The sequence below is a fragment of the Streptomyces sp. NPDC098101 genome, from assembly GCF_044760185.1.
Lineage (GTDB): Bacteria > Actinomycetota > Actinomycetes > Streptomycetales > Streptomycetaceae > Streptomyces.
On sequence record NZ_JBIWAS010000002.1, the window covers coordinates 230,496 to 249,154 of the forward strand.

The 18,659-nt window shown below is 71.3% G+C and carries 15 protein-coding genes; 11 read left to right on the plus strand and 4 right to left on the minus strand.

The features are described 5' to 3' along the window. Nucleotides 1–69: 69 nt before the first annotated feature. Nucleotides 70–1,218: a helix-turn-helix domain-containing protein gene (locus tag ACIQVI_RS08230; protein WP_403592710.1), complete on the minus strand. Its 1,149-nt coding sequence runs from the start codon at nt 1,216–1,218 to the stop codon at nt 70–72. A 163-nt stretch (nt 1,219–1,381) separates the two neighbouring features. On the opposite strand from ACIQVI_RS08230, the gene ACIQVI_RS08235 reads away from it, so the two are divergent. From ACIQVI_RS08235 to ACIQVI_RS08255, 5 genes are all read left to right on the plus strand, one after another. Beyond that, on the plus strand, nt 1,382–2,032 hold the full coding sequence (locus tag ACIQVI_RS08235) for a hypothetical protein (protein WP_403592713.1): 651 nt from the start codon (nt 1,382–1,384) through the stop codon (nt 2,030–2,032). A 109-nt stretch (nt 2,033–2,141) separates the two neighbouring features. Then, entirely contained in the window at nt 2,142–3,401 is a 1,260-nt protein-coding gene (locus tag ACIQVI_RS08240; protein WP_403592716.1) for an ATP/GTP-binding protein, read from the plus strand. After that, complete coding sequence (locus ACIQVI_RS08245; RefSeq protein ID WP_403592720.1) at nt 3,401–4,060, plus strand: RloB family protein; 660 nt, start codon at nt 3,401–3,403, stop codon at nt 4,058–4,060. The genes ACIQVI_RS08240 and ACIQVI_RS08245 overlap by 1 nt, the downstream gene beginning before the upstream one ends. Before the next feature lie 92 nt (nt 4,061–4,152). Beyond that, a complete protein-coding gene (locus tag ACIQVI_RS08250; protein ID WP_403592723.1) occupies nt 4,153–6,753 on the plus strand; it encodes an N-6 DNA methylase in 2,601 nt (866 codons plus the stop codon). Next, nucleotides 6,743–7,957: a restriction endonuclease subunit S gene (locus tag ACIQVI_RS08255; protein ID WP_403592726.1), complete on the plus strand. Its 1,215-nt coding sequence runs from the start codon at nt 6,743–6,745 to the stop codon at nt 7,955–7,957. Before ACIQVI_RS08250 ends, ACIQVI_RS08255 begins: the two co-directional genes overlap by 11 nt. Here ACIQVI_RS08255 and ACIQVI_RS08260 read toward each other — a convergent pair. Together ACIQVI_RS08260 and ACIQVI_RS08265 are read right to left on the minus strand one after the other, a co-directional pair. Further along, a complete protein-coding gene (locus ACIQVI_RS08260) occupies nt 7,941–8,153 on the minus strand; it encodes a DUF397 domain-containing protein (RefSeq protein WP_403592729.1) in 213 nt (70 codons plus the stop codon). The genes ACIQVI_RS08255 and ACIQVI_RS08260 overlap by 17 nt on opposite strands. Beyond that, nucleotides 8,146–8,940, minus strand: a complete 795-nt coding sequence (locus ACIQVI_RS08265; protein WP_403592732.1) for a Scr1 family TA system antitoxin-like transcriptional regulator — start codon at nt 8,938–8,940, stop codon at nt 8,146–8,148. The genes ACIQVI_RS08260 and ACIQVI_RS08265 overlap by 8 nt, the downstream gene beginning before the upstream one ends. Nucleotides 8,941–9,141: 201 nt before the next feature. On the opposite strand from ACIQVI_RS08265, the gene ACIQVI_RS08270 reads away from it, so the two are divergent. From ACIQVI_RS08270 to ACIQVI_RS08285, 4 genes are all read left to right on the plus strand, one after another. After that, nucleotides 9,142–9,462: a hypothetical protein gene (locus ACIQVI_RS08270; protein WP_403592735.1), complete on the plus strand. Its 321-nt coding sequence runs from the start codon at nt 9,142–9,144 to the stop codon at nt 9,460–9,462. Then, nucleotides 9,459–9,659: a hypothetical protein gene (locus ACIQVI_RS08275; RefSeq protein WP_403592738.1), complete on the plus strand. Its 201-nt coding sequence runs from the start codon at nt 9,459–9,461 to the stop codon at nt 9,657–9,659. The genes ACIQVI_RS08270 and ACIQVI_RS08275 overlap by 4 nt, the downstream gene beginning before the upstream one ends. Before the next feature lie 213 nt (nt 9,660–9,872). Then, entirely contained in the window at nt 9,873–13,424 is a 3,552-nt protein-coding gene (locus ACIQVI_RS08280) for a type I restriction endonuclease subunit R (RefSeq protein ID WP_403592741.1), read from the plus strand. A 5-nt stretch (nt 13,425–13,429) separates the two neighbouring features. Beyond that, on the plus strand, nt 13,430–14,215 hold the full coding sequence (locus ACIQVI_RS08285) for a M48 family metallopeptidase (RefSeq protein ID WP_403592744.1): 786 nt from the start codon (nt 13,430–13,432) through the stop codon (nt 14,213–14,215). A 24-nt stretch (nt 14,216–14,239) separates the two neighbouring features. Here ACIQVI_RS08285 and ACIQVI_RS08290 read toward each other — a convergent pair whose 3' ends face one another. Further along, a complete protein-coding gene (locus ACIQVI_RS08290) occupies nt 14,240–15,742 on the minus strand; it encodes a PucR family transcriptional regulator ligand-binding domain-containing protein (RefSeq protein ID WP_403594476.1) in 1,503 nt (500 codons plus the stop codon). Nucleotides 15,743–15,854: 112 nt separating this feature from the next. Here ACIQVI_RS08290 and speB point away from each other — a divergent pair, with 112 nt between their 5' ends. Then, a complete protein-coding gene (gene speB / locus ACIQVI_RS08295) occupies nt 15,855–16,829 on the plus strand; it encodes an agmatinase (protein WP_030210386.1) in 975 nt (324 codons plus the stop codon). A gap of 105 nt (nt 16,830–16,934) precedes the next feature. Next, entirely contained in the window at nt 16,935–18,617 is a 1,683-nt protein-coding gene (locus ACIQVI_RS08300) for a thiamine pyrophosphate-binding protein (protein WP_403592747.1), read from the plus strand. The last annotated feature ends 42 nt before the right edge of the window (nt 18,618–18,659 follow it).

An 18,659-nucleotide genomic window follows, 5' to 3' on the forward strand; every position in this document is an offset into this window, starting at 1 on the left:
GGTCGCTCCGACGCTCCGACGTTTGTCTAAGCGCTTGCTCAGCCTTTGTCGATCGAAGTTACCCATCGGTCACCCGGTCTGTCCAGACTCCGCGCCTGTGATCCAGCGCCCTCCGGCGGTGTCGTACGCGTGCGTGGGCCGTCCCTTCGCCCCGCTCGTCCGGAAGGGCGCGCCGTCCTCGTCCCCGATCCGGACCGTGCCCCGGCGCCCCCCCGAGCTCCACTCCAGCTCCAGGTACCAGCGGCAGTCGCACCCCACCGCCCCCGCCGAGACCAGCAGCTCCTCCGGCTCGGCGGCGCTGACCGCGTACGGGAAGGAGACCGCCGGGAGCGTCCGGCCCTCCTGCCCGGAGGCGTCGTACCCGTCCAGCGCCCGCGCCACCGGCCGCGGCCGGTCCAGGTCCACCTCGAAGCGGCGCGGCGTCACCGCCCCGCCGCACCCGTCGTCCGTCCGGTACGCCGCCCACGGCAGCGGCGCGCCCCGCTCGACCACCCGCACGTGCAGGGCCTGGAGTACCACCGCCGCCGTGCTCTTCCCCTGCACCGACACCCGCACCAGCGTCTCCCCGCCGTCCACGGCCCCCTGCGCCGCCGCCCAGCTCCGCGCGTCGGCCGGCTCCGGCGGGGGCGGGGGCGTCCGCTCCACCAGGTAGGTGTGCCCGCACCCGTTCTTCCAGAGGTCCGAGGCGACCGTCCACGTCAGCGGCGCCACCGGCCCGGCGGCCCGCTCCGGGGTCTTCCCGGGCAGGAGTACGGCTCCGAGCGCCATCGTCCCCACGACCGCCGGCGCCCCGCAGACCACGCCCAGCCACCCCCACCGCCGCCCCCGCCGCCGGGGCGGGAGGTCAGGCACGCGCGCGTGCACGGGTGCGGGGTCGGGCTGGGGATCGGGCTCGGGTTCCGGCTCGGGTACGGACACCGCCACCGGCACCGGCTCCAGGACCGGCCCGGGCTCCGGGACCGGCGGGCGGCGGGCCCCGTCCGCGCGGGCCCAGGCCGCCTCCAGGGCCCGCCGCTCCTCCTCGTCCGCCCCGCACAACAGGGCGAGGCGGTCGACCACGGCGAACTCCTCCGGGACGGTCGCGCCGGAGCAGTAGCGGTGGAGGGTGGACGCGCTGACGCTCAGGCGCCGGCCCAGCGCCTCGTAACTCCGCCCGTCCCGCGCCTTCAGCGCGCGCACGAGCCGCGCGAACTCCTCGACGGCGGCGTCCTTCGGCATTCCATCCCCCTCGGCCCTGCGTCCCACCCTTCACGTCCTTGCACGTCAGCGGGGGTGGAATGGTTCCGGGACGGGGGGAGGGCGCGGCACCGTTGCCCGGGGCGGGCGGGGGCCCGACGCTGGTGGAGCACTGACCGAACGACCCGACGGGGGAACCACCACCATGAACAAGCTCCGCACCGCACTCGCCGCCCTCACCGCCGCCGCGGGCCTCGTGGCCCTCGCCGCCGTCCCCTCCCAGGCGGACACGGCGGCGGCCCAGCGGGCCCGGGCCGGCCAGGCCTTCCAGAGCCCGCACGGCTCCACCTTCCTGACGGCGGCGCAGATGCCGCCGTCCGCGACCCCGTGGACCGCCACCCGGGTCTTCGACGGCGTCCCGGAGAACGGCGGCGTCCTCTGCGCCCCGTACAAGATCCCGGCGCAGAACACCCGCTACCGCGAGTTCGCCACCGAGCTCGACACCAACGGCGTCCAGGTCACCACCGTCGCCCGCACCGAGGCCGCCGCCGTGAAGCTGGTCGACACCCTCCGTAAGTCCCTCGCCGGCTGCGGCCCCCTCCTGGAGAAGCAGAACCCGGGCCTGAAGGCCGTCAGTGCCGCCCACGGCAAGATCGCCGTCGAGGAGGGCGCCTGGGTCTACAGCCTGGACACCGCCGACCCGCAGATCGGCAGCACCGACATCCACCTCTTCTCCGTCGGCCGCGACGGCCGCACCGTCACCCTCGTCCGCTGGGGCCAGATGGGCGACCTGAAGGACGCCCCGCTGACGGCCTTCCGGAAGACCACCACGACCGCAGTGAACAAGCTCTACTGATACTGGGACCCTCCCGGGGGGCTCACCACAACTCCGCAGCGGCGCGACCCGAACCTGGGCGCGCCGCTGTCGTGCCCACCTACTACGCTGGCGGCGGAGAGGGGCCGGCATGCTGCTGAGATTCCGCACGGCCAATGTGCGGTCACTGCGCGACGAACAGGAATTGACCTTCGTCGTGCCCGAGGACGCGCCGAGCGCCGCCGCCCGGCGCGTCGACCTGCCCGGCGGCGTGGTGGGCGTGCTCCCTCTGATCGGCGTCTTCGGCGCCAACGCCTCGGGCAAGTCGAACGTCCTCGCCGCGATGACGGACATGAGTAGCGCGGTGCAGAACTCCTACGCGCGCTGGGCCTCCTACGACGGCACGGACCGCGTCCCCTTCGCCCTGGACGCCAAGGGGACCGAGGAGTCGAGTTTCTACGAGGTGGACCTCGTCCTCGACGGGATCCGCTGGACGTACGGCTTCGAGCTGGGCTCCGAGCGGGTCGAGGCCGAGTGGCTGCACAGCTACCCCCGGGGTCACCGGCAGGTGTGGCTGGACCGTGACGCCTCGCGTACCAAGGTCTACGACTGGCCAGGCACCCGGGTGAAAGACCGCGCCGGCCTGGAGCGGCGCACCCGGCCGAACGCCCTGGTGCTCTCCACGGCGGGCACGGACAACCACCCGCAGCTCACCCCCTTGTTTCACTGGTTCCGCCGGAACCTCTGGCTGATCGACCCCGAGGTCGAGCGCCAGGAACGGGAGACGTTCACGACGCGCCAGCTGTCGGGCGCCCGGGCGCGCCGCATCAACGAACTGCTGCGGGTCGCGGACCTCGGCATCACCGGAGCGGAAACGGTGGAGGGAGGCAAGGGACGTCCGGAGGTGCGCCTCACGCACCGGTCCGCCGTGGGGGACGTCTCCCTCGACTGGCGCCACGAGTCGTACGGCACCCGCTCGTGGTTCGCCCTGCTCGGCCCGCTGCTGCTGGCCCTGGACGAAGGCGCTGTACTGCTCGTCGACGAGCTCGACGCCAGCCTGCACCCGCGCTTCGCGGCCGAGGTCGTCAGGCTCTTCCACGACCCCCAGGCCAATCCCAAGGGCGCACAGCTCGTCTTCACCTCGCACGACCCGTCCGTCCTCACCACACCGAGCGGGGGCCGTCTGCTTGAGCCGGCGCAAGTGTGGCTCACAGAGAAAGACGAGGACGGGGCGACCCAGCTGTACCCGCTGACCGCAGCCTCCCCTGGGGAGGAAGAGGACCTGATGAAGTCCTATCTGGCCGGGGCGTTCGGAGCCGTTCCCGCTTTGCTGGAGGGGCAGATCGCGCGGCGGCTGCTGGCGGCGAACGAGCGGGAACGTGAGTACGAGGCGGAGCGGAGCGGCAGCTGATGGCGCGTACGAGGGGGAAGGACTCGCTGGGGCCCGCGAGCAAGGGGCAGCGGCGGAACAAGATCGTCCACGTCTTCACCGAGGGCCGGGTGACCGAGCCCCAGTACATCGAGATCGTGCGAGACCGGGCCGGTGCGAACGGCATCGAGGTCCGGATCGCCAACGCGACCGCGCCCGGGTCGCAGCGCAAGCCCATCACCCTGGTCGACGCGGCGGCGCGGCTGATGCGCGAGGAGACACGGGCCGCGAAGAAGGCGAAGCTGGCGGAGAAGTTCTGGCCCGAGGTCTGGTGCCTCTTCGACAGGGACCAGCACGAGCAGATCCCGGACGCCTTCAAGCTGGCGAAGGAGGCGGGCGTGCGGATCGCCTTCTCGCACCCCTGCTTCGAGCTCTGGCGGCTGCTCCACCACAAGCCGGTCCAGAGCACCTTCGGCGGTGTCTGCGGGGAGGCGGTGAAGCTCCTCCCCTTCGCGAACGACGCCGAGAACATCAAGAGCGTCCTCCCCGGGCAGATCCCGAAGGGCAGTTTCGCCCTCGCGAAGAAGCGGGCCCAGGAGATCAACGCCCAGCACCCCGCCCACAAGGCCAAGGACCTGCGGGACCCGTACACGGACGTGTACGAGTTCGTCGAGGAGGGTCTCGGCATCACCGCGTACTGACGGAGGGTGACAGCTCGGGCCCGGGTTATCACCCCAGCCCCGAATCGCCGTAGGGTTCCCTGGTCGTATCGGCTCGTAGGGAAGACGGTGACGTGGCCAAGCTCACGCTCGCGCAGTTGGAGCGGCATCTCTTCGCCGCCGCGGACATCCTCCGCGGCACGATGGACGCCTCCGAGTACAAGGACTACATCTTCGGCCTGCTGTTCCTGAAACGGGCCAACGACGAGTTCGAGGCGGCACGCGAGCGGATCAAGGAGAACGCTCCGAAGGGCCTGACCGGGGAACATCTGGAAGGCTGGCTGGAGAAGCCGACCCCCTACAGCACCGACGGAGTCCTCTTCGTCCCGGAGAAGGCCCGCTGGGCCCTTATCTCGTCGGCCACCCACAACATCAACGAGGAATACCTGCGGCCCGCGCTTCAGGCCCTCGAAGGACAGAACGCCAAGCTCAAGGGCCTCTTCGACCAGCTCGACTTCAACCGCATCGGCGGCTCGGGTGCCACGGCCGGCGCGGCGAAGCTTGCCGACCAGCGGCTGAGGCTGCTGATCGCCCATTTCGGGCGGGTGCGCCTGAGGACGGACGACTTCGAGTTCCCGGACCTGATCGGTGCCGCGTACGAGTACCTGATCAAGGAGTTCGCCGACTCCGCCGGCCGGAAGGGCGGCGAGTTCTACACCCCGCGTGCCGTGGTCCGGATGATGGTCGAGCTGCTCGATCCCAAGGACGGCACGCGGATCTACGACCCCTGCGTCGGCTCGGGCGGAATGCTCATCCACGCCAAGGAATACGTGGAGGAGCACGGCGGCGACACCACGGACATGTTCTTCGCGGGCCAGGACGCCAACAGCGGCTCCTGGATCATGTCCACGATGAACATGGTGCTGCACGGGGTCGACACCCGCTTCGACCTGCGGACCGGCGACACCCTGTCGGAACCGGCGCACGTCCCGACGTCGGACGACCAGCGTTACGACGGCGTACTGAGCAATCCGCCGTTCTCCATGGACTACTCGTACGAGAGCTACCCGCACAAGGCGGAGCGGGCGAAGTACGGCGCGACGAGCGAGCGCGGCAAGGCCGACCTGATGTTCCTCCAGCACATGCTCTGGATGACCAAGCAGGAGGGGCACGGCGGCATGGTCATCACGGTCATGCCGCACGGCGTGCTCTTCCGGGGCGGCGGAGAGCGGGACATCCGCGCCGAGCTGATCGAGAAGGACGCGATCGAGGCGGTGATCGGTCTCGCCCCGAACCTCTTCTACGGCACGGGCATCCCCGCCTGCATCCTGGTCCTCCGCCCTCCGGGCAAGAAGGACCGCGACCGGGAGGGCCGGGTCCTCTTCATCAACGCGGACCGCGAGTACCACGCGGAGCGGGCGCAGAACGTCCTCCTCCCCGAGCACGCGGAGAAGATCGTCACCACGTTCCGTGCTCGGGAGGACGTGCCCGGCTTCGCCCGGTGGGTCGACCGCGAGGAGCTGCGGGAGAACGACTACAACCTCAACATCCGTCGGTACGTCGACAACACGCCCCCGCCGGAGCCGCAGGACGTGCGGGCCCACCTGACGGGCGGGATGCCGCGCGCCGAGGTCGAAGCGAAGCAGGAGCTGCTCGACGCGTACGGTATCCGCCTTGAGGACCTGTTCGCGGAGCGGGACCCGGTGGACCCGGCGTACGTCGACTTCCTCCCGGAGGACGAGCGTCCGGACGCGGCCCGGCTGGCGGAGCTGGCACGCCCCCGTGAAGAGGCGTTGCGGATGACGTTCGCCAAGTGGTGGGACGAGGAGGCCCGCCACCTGGAGGCCGTCGCCGCCACGGACGAGCGCCTGGCCGACCTGACGGCCTCGGAGCGCAAGGCGGCGCTCATGGCCGTACGGGGTTCGCTGATCGAGTCCTTCGTGAAGCGGCTCGGCGGCATCGGCCTCCTCGACCGGTACGCGCTCGCGGGCGCGGTGGCCGGCTGGTGGTACGAGGCCAAGTACGACCTGCTGGCCCTCTCGGAGAACGGGTTCGCGGGGGTCCTCGACGGCTGGGTCGAGAACGTCGAGACGATGCTCGCACCCGAACAGGACCCGAAGACGCGGAAGCTGCGCAAGCGCACGGCGGCGGAGCGCCGCCAGGCGTACGACCACAAGGTGGTCGCGGCGATCGTCCCCGAGTTCCTGACTGAACTGGCGGAGGCGGACGCCCGCAAGGCGGAGCTGGACGCGCGCTGGAAGGAACTCAACGCGGAGCCGTCGGAGCCGGGAGAGGACGGCGAGACTGAGGGCGACGAGGACGCTGTCACACGGGAGCGGGTCGAACTGAGCGTGGAGCAGCTGGCGGAGCTGGCGCATGTGAAGAAGGAGCGCACGAAGGCGGCGGCGCGGGTCAAGAAGCTGGAGGCGGAGTTCTGGTTCACTCCGTGGCCGGACCCCACCAAGCTGGCGGAAGACCCGCCGAGGCTGACTGCGGCGCGGCAGCGGTTGGCGGAGGACCCGGAGGGGGAGCGCCGGGTGGTGCTTGAGCTGCTGCGGGATGATCTGGCGGGGAAGCTGGAGGGGCATGTGGTGCGGCGTCGGCGGGAGTTGGTCGACGCGTACGGGGTGTGGACGGACAAGTACACGGTCTCACTGACCGAGATCCGCGTGGAGCGCGAGCGCGCGGCGACGACGCTGGACGGGTTCCTGAAGGAGCTGGGCTATGTCGACTGATGCCGAGATCCGGTGGGTTCCGGTGCGGGAAGTCGGTGAGGTCCGCATGGGAAAGCAGCTCTCGCCGAGTAGCCGAGAGGCGGCGGGGCAGCATCCGTACTTGCGAGTCGCGAACGTCTACGAGGGACGGATCGACCTGTCCGACGTCAAGACGATGGGCTTTTCTTCGGCGGAGCGTGAGGTATACGGGCTACGTCCGGGGGACATTCTTCTTAACGAAGGCCAGGAAAACCTTCGGATGGTGGGAAGGAGTGCCATCTATGCGGGCGAGCCGGGCGTGTTCTGCTTTCAGAACACGCTCATCAGGTTCCGCCCGGGTAGTGAGGTGCTTCCGGAGTATGCGCAAGCGGTGTTTGTGCGATGGAGGGCGCAGGGGGTTTTCGCCAGCATCGCAGAGAAGACGAGCATCTCGCACCTTGGCGGGAACCGGTTCGGGTCTCTGTATTTCCCACTGAGGTCCCTTTCCGAGCAGCGGCGGATCATTGAGGTGATCGACGCGGTTGCGGCGCAGGAGCGTGCGATCGAGGCCTCGATCGCGAAGCATCAGGTGGCTCGGGAAGCCGCGGCTCAGCAATACCTCGGTGCTGTTGGGCGGGAGATCCTATTGGAGAAGGCCCTAGTCTCACTGGAGGTCGGAGTTGCTTCAGTGGGGCCAGAGGCCATTCCGGCTGCTGGTGAATGGGGTGTTATCAGGCTTGGGGCAGTGACCAGTGGGAAATTCGATTCGACGCAGACGAAAAGACTGCCTGACGGGATTAAGCCGCGCCCGGAGTATGAGATTCGAAACGAAGACATCCTGATGGTCCGCGTCAACGGCTCCGTGGACCTCGTCGGCTCGGTATGTGTGGCCGAGAACGTCCCTCCCCGGCTCATGTTGTCGGATCTCGTTTTTCGGCTGACGCCGAAGGCGGACGTTTTCACCGGACGTTACCTGAGGGAGGTGCTGACGGCTCCGTTGGTCCGACGACGGATCGTAGGCCGTTTTCGGGGTACCAGCGGGCAGTTCCAGCTGCCGAAGTCTGAGCTGAGAACTCTCCCCGTACCCTCTCCGGGCTTGGAGGTCCAGCGTGAGATCTGCCGAGTGCTCGACGGGTTTGACGTCGTGATCGCTCGCGAGGCAGCCGAGTTGGTCAAGACGGGACGGATGAAGCAGGCGCTGGTGGACAAGATGCTCGTGGCGGACGGGGTTACCGTCCAGTCCTGAATGTGGTGATAAACGAGGACCAGCTGGCCGCAGTGAAGACAAGGGCGGGGCCGTGGGGGTTCTTTGAGTCGCGGACCGGGACGCCCGACAGGTATCCGTCCAGGATCTCGACGCAACTTCCAGACTCATTCCCGCTGTACGACGACTTGCGCCAGCCGCTCAATGCAGAGGCGTCTGAGATGGTGAGCTCACTCATGGTCTTCGTGTTCCTTCGCGATCGCCCGCATCAGGGTCAGTGACTCTTGAGAGGGCAGTGCGTCGCCCAGTGCAAGATCGTAGACGCCTTGTAGGCGCTGGACCACGGACGGGGAGTCGTGCAGCTTGCCGACTGAGACGCCTTCGCTGTACGCAGTCGGTGGCTGGTCCTCGAACCACATCAGCGTCAGCATGCCCTGCATGAGCGGATGGGCTCCGAGGCTCACGGGGAGGATGTGTACGCGTACACGCCTGCTCTCCACCAACTGGATGATGTGCCCGATCTGTTCAGCCATTACCTCTCGGCCACCGACCGGACGTCGTAGGACCGTTTCGTCCAGCAGCGCCCACACTACGGGCGTCACCGGATCTGCCAGGACCTTGGACCGTTCCATCCGTGTGACAACGTGCCTGTCACGTTCTTCGTCACTCCTGGGAGGAAAGGTCGTGCCCAGAACCGCACGCGCGTACCTCTTCGTCTGGAGGATGCCAGGCACGAAGGCGGAGGCGAACTCCCTGATCATCGTTGCTTGCTGTTCGAGTTGACGCGCGGGCTCGAAGTAGTCGGCGATCGTGTCGTCATCCTTCGGCAGGAAGCTCTGCAGCACATCCCCCGTGCCCAGCGCCCTATCCAGCCGCCGCGCGTCCTCCATCGACGGGATCCGGCGGCCCGCCTCGATGTGGGCGATGTGCGAGCGCGTCATGATCGCGATGTCGGCCAGCTCCTGCTGCGTGAGGCCGGCCGCCCCCCGCTGCGCCTTCAGCCACTCGCCGTACACGTTGGTCATCGTCAACTCCCTTGTGACAAACACGGCGTCACGCCGAACCCCCTGTTCAGGGTAGCCATGCCGGTCTCACGCTGTGAGGGAATCGCTACAGAGTGCAGTTCCGGCGGGCGGACGAGTCCGGCGGAGCCGCACACGCGAGACCCCCGCGACCGACGCGAACGGTCCGGGGGCGTGGCCCTCAACTACATCGGAGTTGACGACGTGTTGCACGCTATCGCCCGGATGCTCGACCCGCTGCTGCGGCTCCTGTGGCCTCCGCCACCCGGACGCCGCCGTCCGCCGCGCGCCCACACCCTCCCCGTACGCCCCCTGCCTGAACCCGGACCCAGGCTCGTTCCCATTCCCGAGCCGTATCTCCGGGGAGAGGACAGTCCCCTCGTCCGGCCCTACTTCCTCGCCCACGAGCGCCGCCAGGCCGAGGCCGAGGCCCGGCGGCAGCGAGGCCGCCGGGCGCTCTGGTTCGCCGTGCACGGCGTCGACCTCGGCCCCCGCGTCATCCACGGAAGGGAGGTCGCGGCATGATCCGGCACACCGCGCAGGCCGCCCGGCTGCTCCCCTGGACCGGCGACGGAGGGAAGCCCTGTTATCTCCTCGGTGACGGGGAGGGCTACGTCTCCCGCGTCGCCGACAACATCGAGAGCGTGCAGCTCGGTATGGCCGCCGATCTCCTCGGGCACGTCGAGGGCCTGCTGAGCGAGCGGTCGGCGACGCCTGAGTAGCTGCGCTACGTCGTCGCCCGTCTGCCGGAGTCTCTGCGCGAGGTGCACCGCGTCGCATGGAGCCGGGATGCCCGCTTGGTCGGAGACGCTTTTCGTGCCGATCATCCCGAATAGTCGGAACCGTCCGACGGCCTGAACTCTCACCCGCCCTCAGCCATCACGCAGAATGGATCGCCTGCACGGGTGTAGTGGGCGGGCGAGAGGTGTCGGGGAATGGCGGCGATGCAGTTCGAGCGGGACGAGGTGGAGCGGCCGACCGTCGCGCAGCTGCAGGAGATGGGCTGGACGCACATCCCCGGCAAGGACGTCGGCACGCTCGACGTCGGCACGCCGTTCCTCGACGACCAGCTCACCAAGGCACTGCACCGCATTAACGTTCGGGCCGACGACGGTCGGCCGTGGATGGACCTGACAGATATCAGGCGGTCGATCTCCGAACTCGCCTCAGTCTCCCTCGGTCAAGGCGTCGACACGGCCAACTTCGCCGCCACCAACCTCCTCCTCAGCGGACTGACGCTCTTCAACCCGTCCTCCGCGCACGGCGGGCCGTCCGCCACCGTCCAGTACGTCGAGTGGCACGAGGAGCGCGCCGACCGGAACGAGTTCACCGTCGTCGACCAGCTCCGGGTACGGAACCGGTCCGGTGACGTGTCGGTCCTCGACATCGTCCTCTTCGTGAACGGCATTCCGCTCGTCGCCGTCGAGTGCAAGAGCCCCGACCTCGCCGACCCGATCCGCAGCGCGGTCCTCGATCTGCGCCACTACGCCGGATCGCCCCTCCCCGACGACGAGCGGGACCCCGCCGGGCTGCTGCCCGCGGGAGTCCCGGAACTCTTCCGTACGGTGCAGCTGCTCGTGGCCGCGACGGCGGAGACCGCCTACCTCGGCACGATCACCTCCACCCCGGAGCACTTCCACCCGTGGCGGAGCGTCGAGCCGGAGACCCCGGCCGCGCTCGCCGCCGAGCTCCCCGAAGGGATCGGCACGCTCAACGAGCGCCACAAGCTGGTGGGCGTCGTCCTGCGCCCGGCGGCGCTGCTCAGGATCGTCCGGCACTACGTCATCCCGATGACCGTCCCGACCGAGTCGGGTGGCGCCCGGACGGTCAAGGCCGTCGCGCGGCACCAGCAGTACCGGGCCGCCGAGAAGGCGGTCCGCAAGCTGCTCACGGGCAAGGCGCGCGGCGGACCGGTACTCGACGACGAGCGCGGGGGTGTCATCTGGCACACCCAGGGCTCCGGCAAGAGCCTCACCATGACGTTCCTCGTGCGCCGGATGCACCTGCACCATCGGCTCAGCGAGTTCATGGTGGTCGTCGTCACCGACCGGACGCAGTTGCAGGAACAGCTCGCCGCCACGCTGCGGCTGAGCGAGTCCGAGGTGGAGACCGCCCGGAACGCGGCCCAGATGGAGGGGCTGCTGCGGGACGGCGGCCGACGGGTCGTGTTCGCGATGATCCAGAAGTACGGGGCCGGCGGCTTCACCTTCGCCGCCGAGGCGGAGGAGGACGGCGACGAACGGAACTTCGCCGCCGAGTATGCCGAGGCGGAGAAGGCCCGGCGGGAGCGGCGCGCGGCGAAGCTGCCGCCGGTGCCGAACTTCCCCGAGTGCAACACCTCGCCCGACATCCTCGTCCTCGTCGACGAGGCGCACCGGTCCCACACCAGCCTGCTCCACGCCGCCCTGCGCAAGGCGATCCCCAACGCGGCGAAGATCGGTTTCACCGGCACCCCCATCATGACCGGCAAGGTCGAGGACACCCGCCGGATCTTCAGCGGCGGCCCCGACCGGGGGTTCCTGGACGAGTACCGCATGGCGGACGCCGAGCACGACGGCGTGGTCGTCCGCATCCGCTACGAGGGTCGCACCGGCGAGGGCACGGTTCTCGACCAGGACGGCCTGGACCGGCGCTTCGAGGACCTCATCAAGGACCGCAGCGAGGAGGAGCGGCGCGAGCTGCTCCACCGGTGGCCCACGGAGAGGGACGTCGCCGAGTCGACGCCGATGATCCGTGCCAAGGCCGAGGACATGCTGGAGCACTGGGTGACCACGGTGCTCTCGGGCGGCGGCTTCAAGGCGCAGGTCGCGGCGGTGAGCCGGAAGGCGGCCGTCGAGTACCACCACGCGCTGCGGGCGGCGCGGGACGCCCTGCTGGCCGAGCTGGCCGAGTTCCGTCCGGAATCGTTCGCCGGAACGCCAATCGAGCAGATGGACCGGCGGACCCGGTACCTCTTCCAGGCGTATCCGTTCCGTTCGCTGCTGCGGCGGATCGACTTCGTTCCGGTCGTCTCGCCCGGCGACGAGCGCAAGCGGCGCGAGTGGCTGCACTGGACGGACTCGGCGCGGCAGGCCGCGTACATCGAGCGGTTCCACAAGGCGCTCCCTGATGTAAAGCCGGAACCCGACTGGGTCGTCACCACGCCCTTCCACGCCCCGGCGAACGAGAGCCAGGCCCCGGCGGAGACCGGCGGCAACCCTTGGTCGCAGGAGGACACGGACAAGGCCGGGAAGCCGGCCGCCGAGCCCGACCCCGTGCACCCCGAGAGCCCCATCGCCTTCCTGATCGTCAAGTCCATGCTCCTCACGGGCTTCGACGCCCCGCGCGAGCAGGCGCTCTACCTGGACCGGCCGATCCGGGACGCCGAACTGCTCCAGGCCGTGGCCCGCGTGAACCGGCCCATGCCGGGCAAGGAGATCGGGTACGTCGTCGACTACTACGGGGTCTTCGAGCACCTGGCCGACGCGCTCGCCGACTACAAGGCGGCTGACGTCGCCGACACGATGCGCAGCATGTCCGTGGAGGTCAAAGCCCTGAAACCGGCGGCGGAGAAGGTGCGCCGCTACCTCCGCGACCATGCCAATGTCATCGACGCCGACCTCGTCGACTTCGCCGCCGTGCGGTCCGCCGCCCTGGCCTTCGACGACGAGACCGTCCGCCAGGACTTCGACCAGGTCCTGCACGAGTTCCTCGCCACGCTGGAGCGGGTCCTCCCGCACGAGCGCGGCCTGGACTATGTGGGCGAGGCCCGCCGCTGGGGGCTGCTGCAGAAGCGGATCCGTACCCTCCACCGCGACGCGGCGGGCGGCGCCTTCACGATGCGCATGTACGGGCGCAAGGTGCGCGCGCTGGTCGCCGAGCACCTGGAAGGCCCGGAGATCGACCAGGTGATCGCCCCCGTGTCGCTGGCGTCGCCGCTGTTCGACGAGAGGGTGCGGGCCATGCCCGCGCGCGAGGCGGCGGCCGAGATGGGCCATGCCCTGCGCTTCCACCTGGAGGAGCGGGTGAAGCGAGAGGACCCGGAGAAGTACGTCAGGCTCTCGCAGCGGCTGGAGGAGATCCTGCGCGAGATGCCCGGCCGGTTCGAAGACCAGATCCAGGAGTTCGGGCCGCTCTTCGAGCAGGTGCGCCGGGAGACCGAGGAGGATCCGAGGCTGGCGGGACTCACCCCGCTGGAACAAGCGGTGTACCGCCTTCTGAACAGGGATGCGGTGGAGAACCCCGACATCAACACGAGCGGGGCGGACCTGCGGGCCGTGGCTGCGGCGGTGTGCGAGACGGCGGCCCGGACCATGGGCAAGAAGTCCTACCAGGGGCAGGACCAGGACATCACTCTTCTCGCCGGTGAGATCGAGACCACGCTTCTCGACCACGGGATGCTGCCGGGCGGTTCGGGATGGGACCCGTTCAGCGCGCTCGCCCAGGGACTCGCGGCGCACGCCAACGCCAACCAGGACTCGTTCCGGGCGAGGCTGAGGGGAGAATAGGCGGAGTGACCGCCTCCACCGTCGACTCCGCCTCACCGGTCGCCCTCACCGAGGGCGACCGGCTCGCCGTCGACGGTCTGGTGCTGACCGTACGCGTCAGCCCCCGGCGCAAGCGGTTCGCGCTCACCGTGGAACTGGACGCCGAGGTCACCCTGCACGCACCGCAAGGGCGTCCCGCGGCCGACGCGGCGGACTTCGTCCGGGCGCACCGGTCCTGGCTGGTGGGCAAGCAGGCGCTGCGCGAGCGCACACGCCCGTTGACCCCGTCTAAGCGGCTCGTCGAAGGAGAGGTGTTCCGGTACCTGGGACGCACCTATCGGCTGACCATAGACGCCGACCGACTGGACGACGGCACCGTGCGGCTCGTCGCCGGCCGCCTGATCCTCAGTGCCGCACAGGCTGGCGACCCGGCCCGAGGCCGGTCGGCGCTCGTCGGCTGGTACTGCCGCGTTGGCCGCGAGTGGGCCGGTGGTCGCATCCAGCCGTGGGCGGCGCGGATGGGGGTCGACGAACCGATGCTGGACGTGGCGGACCTCGGTGGCCGCTGGGGCAGCTATCTTCCGCCGGTAAGCGAGGACGGAGTCGGTCGCATGCGTCTGGGGTGGCCGCTGTTCCAGCTGCCCATGCACCTCGTCGACTACGTGATCGCCCACGAGCTCGCCCACGTGCGGGTGGCCGGACACGGGCCGGACTTCTGGCGACTCCTCGGACGGGCCCTGCCCGAGTACGAGGAGAGGCGGGCCGAGCTGGACGAACTCGGGCGGCGCATGTGGATGGGCGACATCGCGTGACCGGAGACCGTGCACCGGGTCGGGTCACGGGGCACGCAGCGCGAACCACAGCTCCATCCGTACGTCCGGGTCGTCCAGGTCCCGGTCGAGGAGCGTCGCGCAGCGGGTGATCCGCTGGCGGACGGTGTTGCGGTGGACGTCCAGGGCCACCGCCGTCCGGTCCCAGCCGCCGTGGAGGGAGAGCCAGGCGCGCAGGGTCTCCCTGAGGGGTTCGCTCAGGGGGGCCAGGAGGGTCCGGGCGTGGGAGGCGGCCTCGTCGGGGTCCACGAGGGACGCGAGGCCGCCCGGGCGGTGCCGTACGAGCGCCGACCGGGTGGCCTCCGCGCGGCGCAGGGCCCGCGCCGCCTGCTTGTCGGCGGCGGGGAGGTCCGCCGCCCCGGCCGGGGCGGAGACGCCGAGGAACCAGCCGGGCCGGGCGGTGACGGGGGCGGAAGCGGGCAGAAGGAGTCGTACGGAGGCGGGGGCCGCCCCGGAGACACGGGCCGCTCCTGCCTCCCCAAGGGGCTCCGCCCCGGTGCCGGAGGCCATCAGCGTCGTGCCCAGCGACGCCGCCAGGTCCGCCGCCGCGAACGGGGTGCCGTCGCCGCCCCGCGCGTGGACCACCGTCCACGGGCCCGGGTCCAGGGCGGCCGCCGCCTCCGCCGGGGAGGCGCCCAGGAGCAGCCGGACCAGGGCCGCGTCCCGCACCGCCGCGTCCGCGCCCCGGTGCGGGGCCGTCAGGAGGGAGAGCAGGACCACCGCGACGCCCGTGATCGTGTGGTCGCCGGGGTCCCGCCGCTCCGCCGCCACCCCCAGGGCCGCCCCGTCGCCGCCCCCGAGCGCGTACGCCGCCAGGCGCAGGCCGCCGCCCTCCCCGCCCGCCGAGGCCGGGCCGCCGGGGCGCCGGCCCAGGACCCCCGCCAGCTCCCGCAGCGCCCGGGACGCCTCCGCCGGGACCTCCCGGCCGGCCGCCGCCGACTCCGTGCCGTCCGGGGCGAAGAGGACCGCGCGGCCGCCGAGCCGGGCGGCGAGCGCGCCGAGCACCGCCGGGACCGGGGCCGGCCGGGCCGCCGCCGTCGCCAGGGACCGCTGGGCCTCCGTCACCCGGCGCAGCTCGTGCAGCCGGGCCTCCGCCATCAGCCGCCACACCGCCCGCGCCACCGCCGTGAACGGGGTCCGGGGCGGCACCTCCAGGAGCGGCAGGCCCCGGCGTGCGCAGGCCTCGACCAGCTCCGCCGGGACCGTGTCGTACACCGGCGTCACCCCGAACGCGAGCGCCGCCGCCCCCGCCTCCACCACCCGCTCCACGTACCGCGCCGGATCGGCGAGCTGCACGCCCGCCGTCATCAGGAGCTCCCCGCCGAGCAGGTACGGGTACGGGTCGGCCATCTCCGAGGTGTGCACCCAGTGCAGGGAGGCCTCCCCGGGCCCGGCGAGCAGCCGCAGGCCCAGGTCCCGGCGGGCGAGCAGCGCGGCCAGCGGGACCGGCGGGGCCGGGGGAGTGGAGGCGGGGGGCGCGGGGCTCGTCGTCATGGACCCTTCGTACATCATCGGCTCATGAAGTGGAGGGAACGTACACTTCTGTGGTGCTTTTCCGGCGCCTACCGTCGTGGTGTCCGGCGCGCCGGAGCCCCACCCGACCTTGCAGGAGGACCCGACCATGAGCAGCGACCAGAACGCCTTCCGCGGCCCGATCGACTCGTCCCGCGTCCCGCGGTACGCCGGTCCCGCGACGTTCGCCCGGCTGCCGCGGCTCGACGAGGTCGGCACCGCCGACGTCGCCGTGGTCGGCGTCCCCTTCGACAGCGGCGTCTCCTACCGGCCCGGCGCGCGCTTCGGCGGCAACGCCATCCGCGAGGCCTCCCGCCTGCTCCGCCCGTACAACCCGGCGCAGGACGCCTCCCCGTTCGCCCTCGCGCAGGTCGCGGACGCCGGTGACATCGCCGCCAACCCGTTCAACATCAACGAGGCCGTCGAGACCGTCGAGGCCGCCGCCGACGAACTCCTCGGCACCGGCGCCCGCATGATGACCCTCGGCGGCGACCACACCATCGCGCTCCCGCTGCTCCGCTCGGTCGCCAAGAAGCACGGCCCGGTCGCCCTGCTCCACTTCGACGCGCACCTCGACACCTGGGACACGTACTTCGGCGCCGAGTACACCCACGGCACCCCGTTCCGCCGGGCCGTCGAGGAGGGCATCCTCGACACCGAGGCGCTGTCGCACGTCGGCACCCGCGGCCCGCTGTACGGCAAGCAGGACCTGACCGACGACGAGAAGATGGGCTTCGGCATCGTCACCTCCGCCGACGTCTACCGGCGCGGCGCCGACGAGGTCGCCGACCAGCTGCGCCAGCGCATCGGGAACCGCCCGCTGTACATCTCCATCGACATCGACTGCCTCGACCCGGCCCACGCGCCCGGCACCGGCACCCCCGAGGCGGGCGGCATGACCTCCCGCGAGCTCCTGGAGATCCTGCGCGGCCTCTCCTCCTGCAACCTGGTCTCCGCCGACGTCGTCGAGGTCGCCCCGGCCTACGACCACGCCGAGATCACCGCCGTCGCCGCCTCCCACACGGCGTACGAGCTGACGACGATCATGTCCCGCCAGATCGCGGCGGGCCGCGCGGCGAAGTAGCCGCCGGAGCGGGGACCTCCCGCTCCGCGCGACACTGGTGAGCGCCGGGTGCGGCCGCCCCCGGCCGCACCCGCCCCACCCCGCCACCGCCCCGAGGGACCCGCCATGACCCACGACCACGACCTGGTCCTGCGCCCCACGCCCGCCCAGATCGAGGCGGCCCTGAACCCGCCCCCGGGGCGGACCGGCGGGGACCTCGTCGTCGAGACCCTCTCCGGGCTCGGCGCGACCACCGTCTTCGGGATCCCGGGGCAGCACGCGCTCGGCGTGTTCGACGCGCTGCGCCGCTCCCCGCTGCGGTACGTGGGCCTGCGCGTCGAGAACAACGCGGGCTTCGCCGCCGACGCGTACGGCCGGATCACCGGCGAGGCGGCCCCGCTGCTGCTCTCCACCGGGCCCGGCGCGCTCCTGTCGCTCGCCGCGCTCCAGGAGGCGGCCGCCGCCTCGGCGCCGGTCGTCGCGATCGCCAGCCAGGTCCCGGTGGCCGGGCTCGGCGGCGGGCGGCGCGGCCACCTGCACGAGCTGCGCGACCAGCAGGCCTCCTTCCGGGACGTCGTGAAGTCCGTCCACACGGTCCGCACGCTGTCCCAGATCCCCTCCGCGATCGCCGCCGCCTGGGAGTCGGCGCTCACCGCCCCGCACGGGCCCGTCTGGGTGGAGATCCCGCAGGACGTGCTCACGGCGGAGACGACGCTGCCGGTGGTCACCGCGATGGACGCGACCCCCGAGGACATCGTGCCGCGCCCCGAGCTGACGGCGGTGGCGGCGCACCTGCTCGCGCACGCCGAGCGGCCCGTGATCATCGCGGGCGGCGGGGTCGTCCGCTCCGACGCGTCGGGGAAACTGCGGGCCCTGGCCGAGCGGATCGACGCGCCCGTGGTCACCACCTTCGGCGGCAAGGGCGCCTTTCCCTGGACGCACCCGCTGTCCCTCCAGTCCTGGCTGGAGGACCGGCACACCACCGACTTCCTGGAGGACGCCGACGTCCTCCTCGTCGTCGGCTCCGGGCTCGGCGAGCTGTCCTCGAACTACCACACCTTCGCGCCGCGCGGCCGGGTGATCCAGATCGAGGCGGACGCGGGGAAGCTGGAGTCCAACCACCCGGCACTCGGCATCCACGCCGACGCCCGGCTCGCGCTCCAGGCGATCCTGGAGACGGTCGGGGAGCGCACCGACCCGGCCGCCGCCGAGCGGGTCGCGGCCGTCCTCGGCCGGGTCCGGGACCGGATCGCCGCCCAGGACCTCGACCTGGAGCAGCGGGTCGTCGCCGCCGTCCGCGAGGCGCTTCCGGCCCGGGCGCCGAGCTTCTGGGACATGACGATCCTCGGGTACTGGGCGTGGTCGGCCTTCGACGCCCGGCACCCGAACACCATGCACTCCGCGCAGGGCGCCGGCGGCCTCGGCTACGCCTTCCCCGCCGCCCTCGGCGCGGCCGTCGCGGATCCCTCCCGGCCGGTCCTGGCGGTCTCCGGCGACGGGGGCGCGATGTACTCGCTCGCGGAGCTGGCGACGGCGAGGCAGTACGGGCTCGACGTGACGTGGCTGATCGTGGACGACGGGGGCTACGGCATCCTGCGGGAGTACATGACCGACGCGTACGGCGAGGCCACCGGCACCGAGCTGACCCGCCCGGACTTCGTCGCCCTCGCCGAGTCCTTCGGCGTCCCGGCCGTCCTCACCACCCCCGACACCCTGGCCACCGACCTCGCCAAGTCCCTCACGACCCCGGGCCCCTCGGTGGTCGTCCTCCCGGCCCTGCTGAGGATGTTCGAGCCGACGCACCTGTAGGGCGGCCCCGGGGAGCAACCCTTCCGGCCCCGCGCGGGTCCT

Bases quoted from the DNA above. Each gene is read 5' to 3' on its own strand.
- ACIQVI_RS08230 (WP_403592710.1), bottom strand. From the start codon at position 1,218: ATGCCGAAGGACGCCGCCGTCGAGGAGTTCGCGCGGCTCGTGCGCGCG.
- ACIQVI_RS08235 (WP_403592713.1), top strand. From the start codon at position 1,382: ATGAACAAGCTCCGCACCGCACTCGCCGCCCTCACCGCCGCCGCGGGC.
- ACIQVI_RS08240 (WP_403592716.1), top strand. From the start codon at position 2,142: ATGCTGCTGAGATTCCGCACGGCCAATGTGCGGTCACTGCGCGACGAA.
- ACIQVI_RS08245 (WP_403592720.1), top strand. From the start codon at position 3,401: ATGGCGCGTACGAGGGGGAAGGACTCGCTGGGGCCCGCGAGCAAGGGG.
- ACIQVI_RS08255 (WP_403592726.1), top strand. From the start codon at position 6,743: ATGTCGACTGATGCCGAGATCCGGTGGGTTCCGGTGCGGGAAGTCGGT.
- ACIQVI_RS08260 (WP_403592729.1), bottom strand. From the start codon at position 8,153: ATGAGTGAGCTCACCATCTCAGACGCCTCTGCATTGAGCGGCTGGCGC.
- ACIQVI_RS08265 (WP_403592732.1), bottom strand. From the start codon at position 8,940: ATGACCAACGTGTACGGCGAGTGGCTGAAGGCGCAGCGGGGGGCGGCC.
- ACIQVI_RS08275 (WP_403592738.1), top strand. From the start codon at position 9,459: ATGATCCGGCACACCGCGCAGGCCGCCCGGCTGCTCCCCTGGACCGGC.
- ACIQVI_RS08280 (WP_403592741.1), top strand. From the start codon at position 9,873: ATGGCGGCGATGCAGTTCGAGCGGGACGAGGTGGAGCGGCCGACCGTC.
- ACIQVI_RS08290 (WP_403594476.1), bottom strand. From the start codon at position 15,742: ATGTACGAAGGGTCCATGACGACGAGCCCCGCGCCCCCCGCCTCCACT.
- speB (WP_030210386.1), top strand. From the start codon at position 15,855: ATGAGCAGCGACCAGAACGCCTTCCGCGGCCCGATCGACTCGTCCCGC.
- ACIQVI_RS08300 (WP_403592747.1), top strand. From the start codon at position 16,935: ATGACCCACGACCACGACCTGGTCCTGCGCCCCACGCCCGCCCAGATC.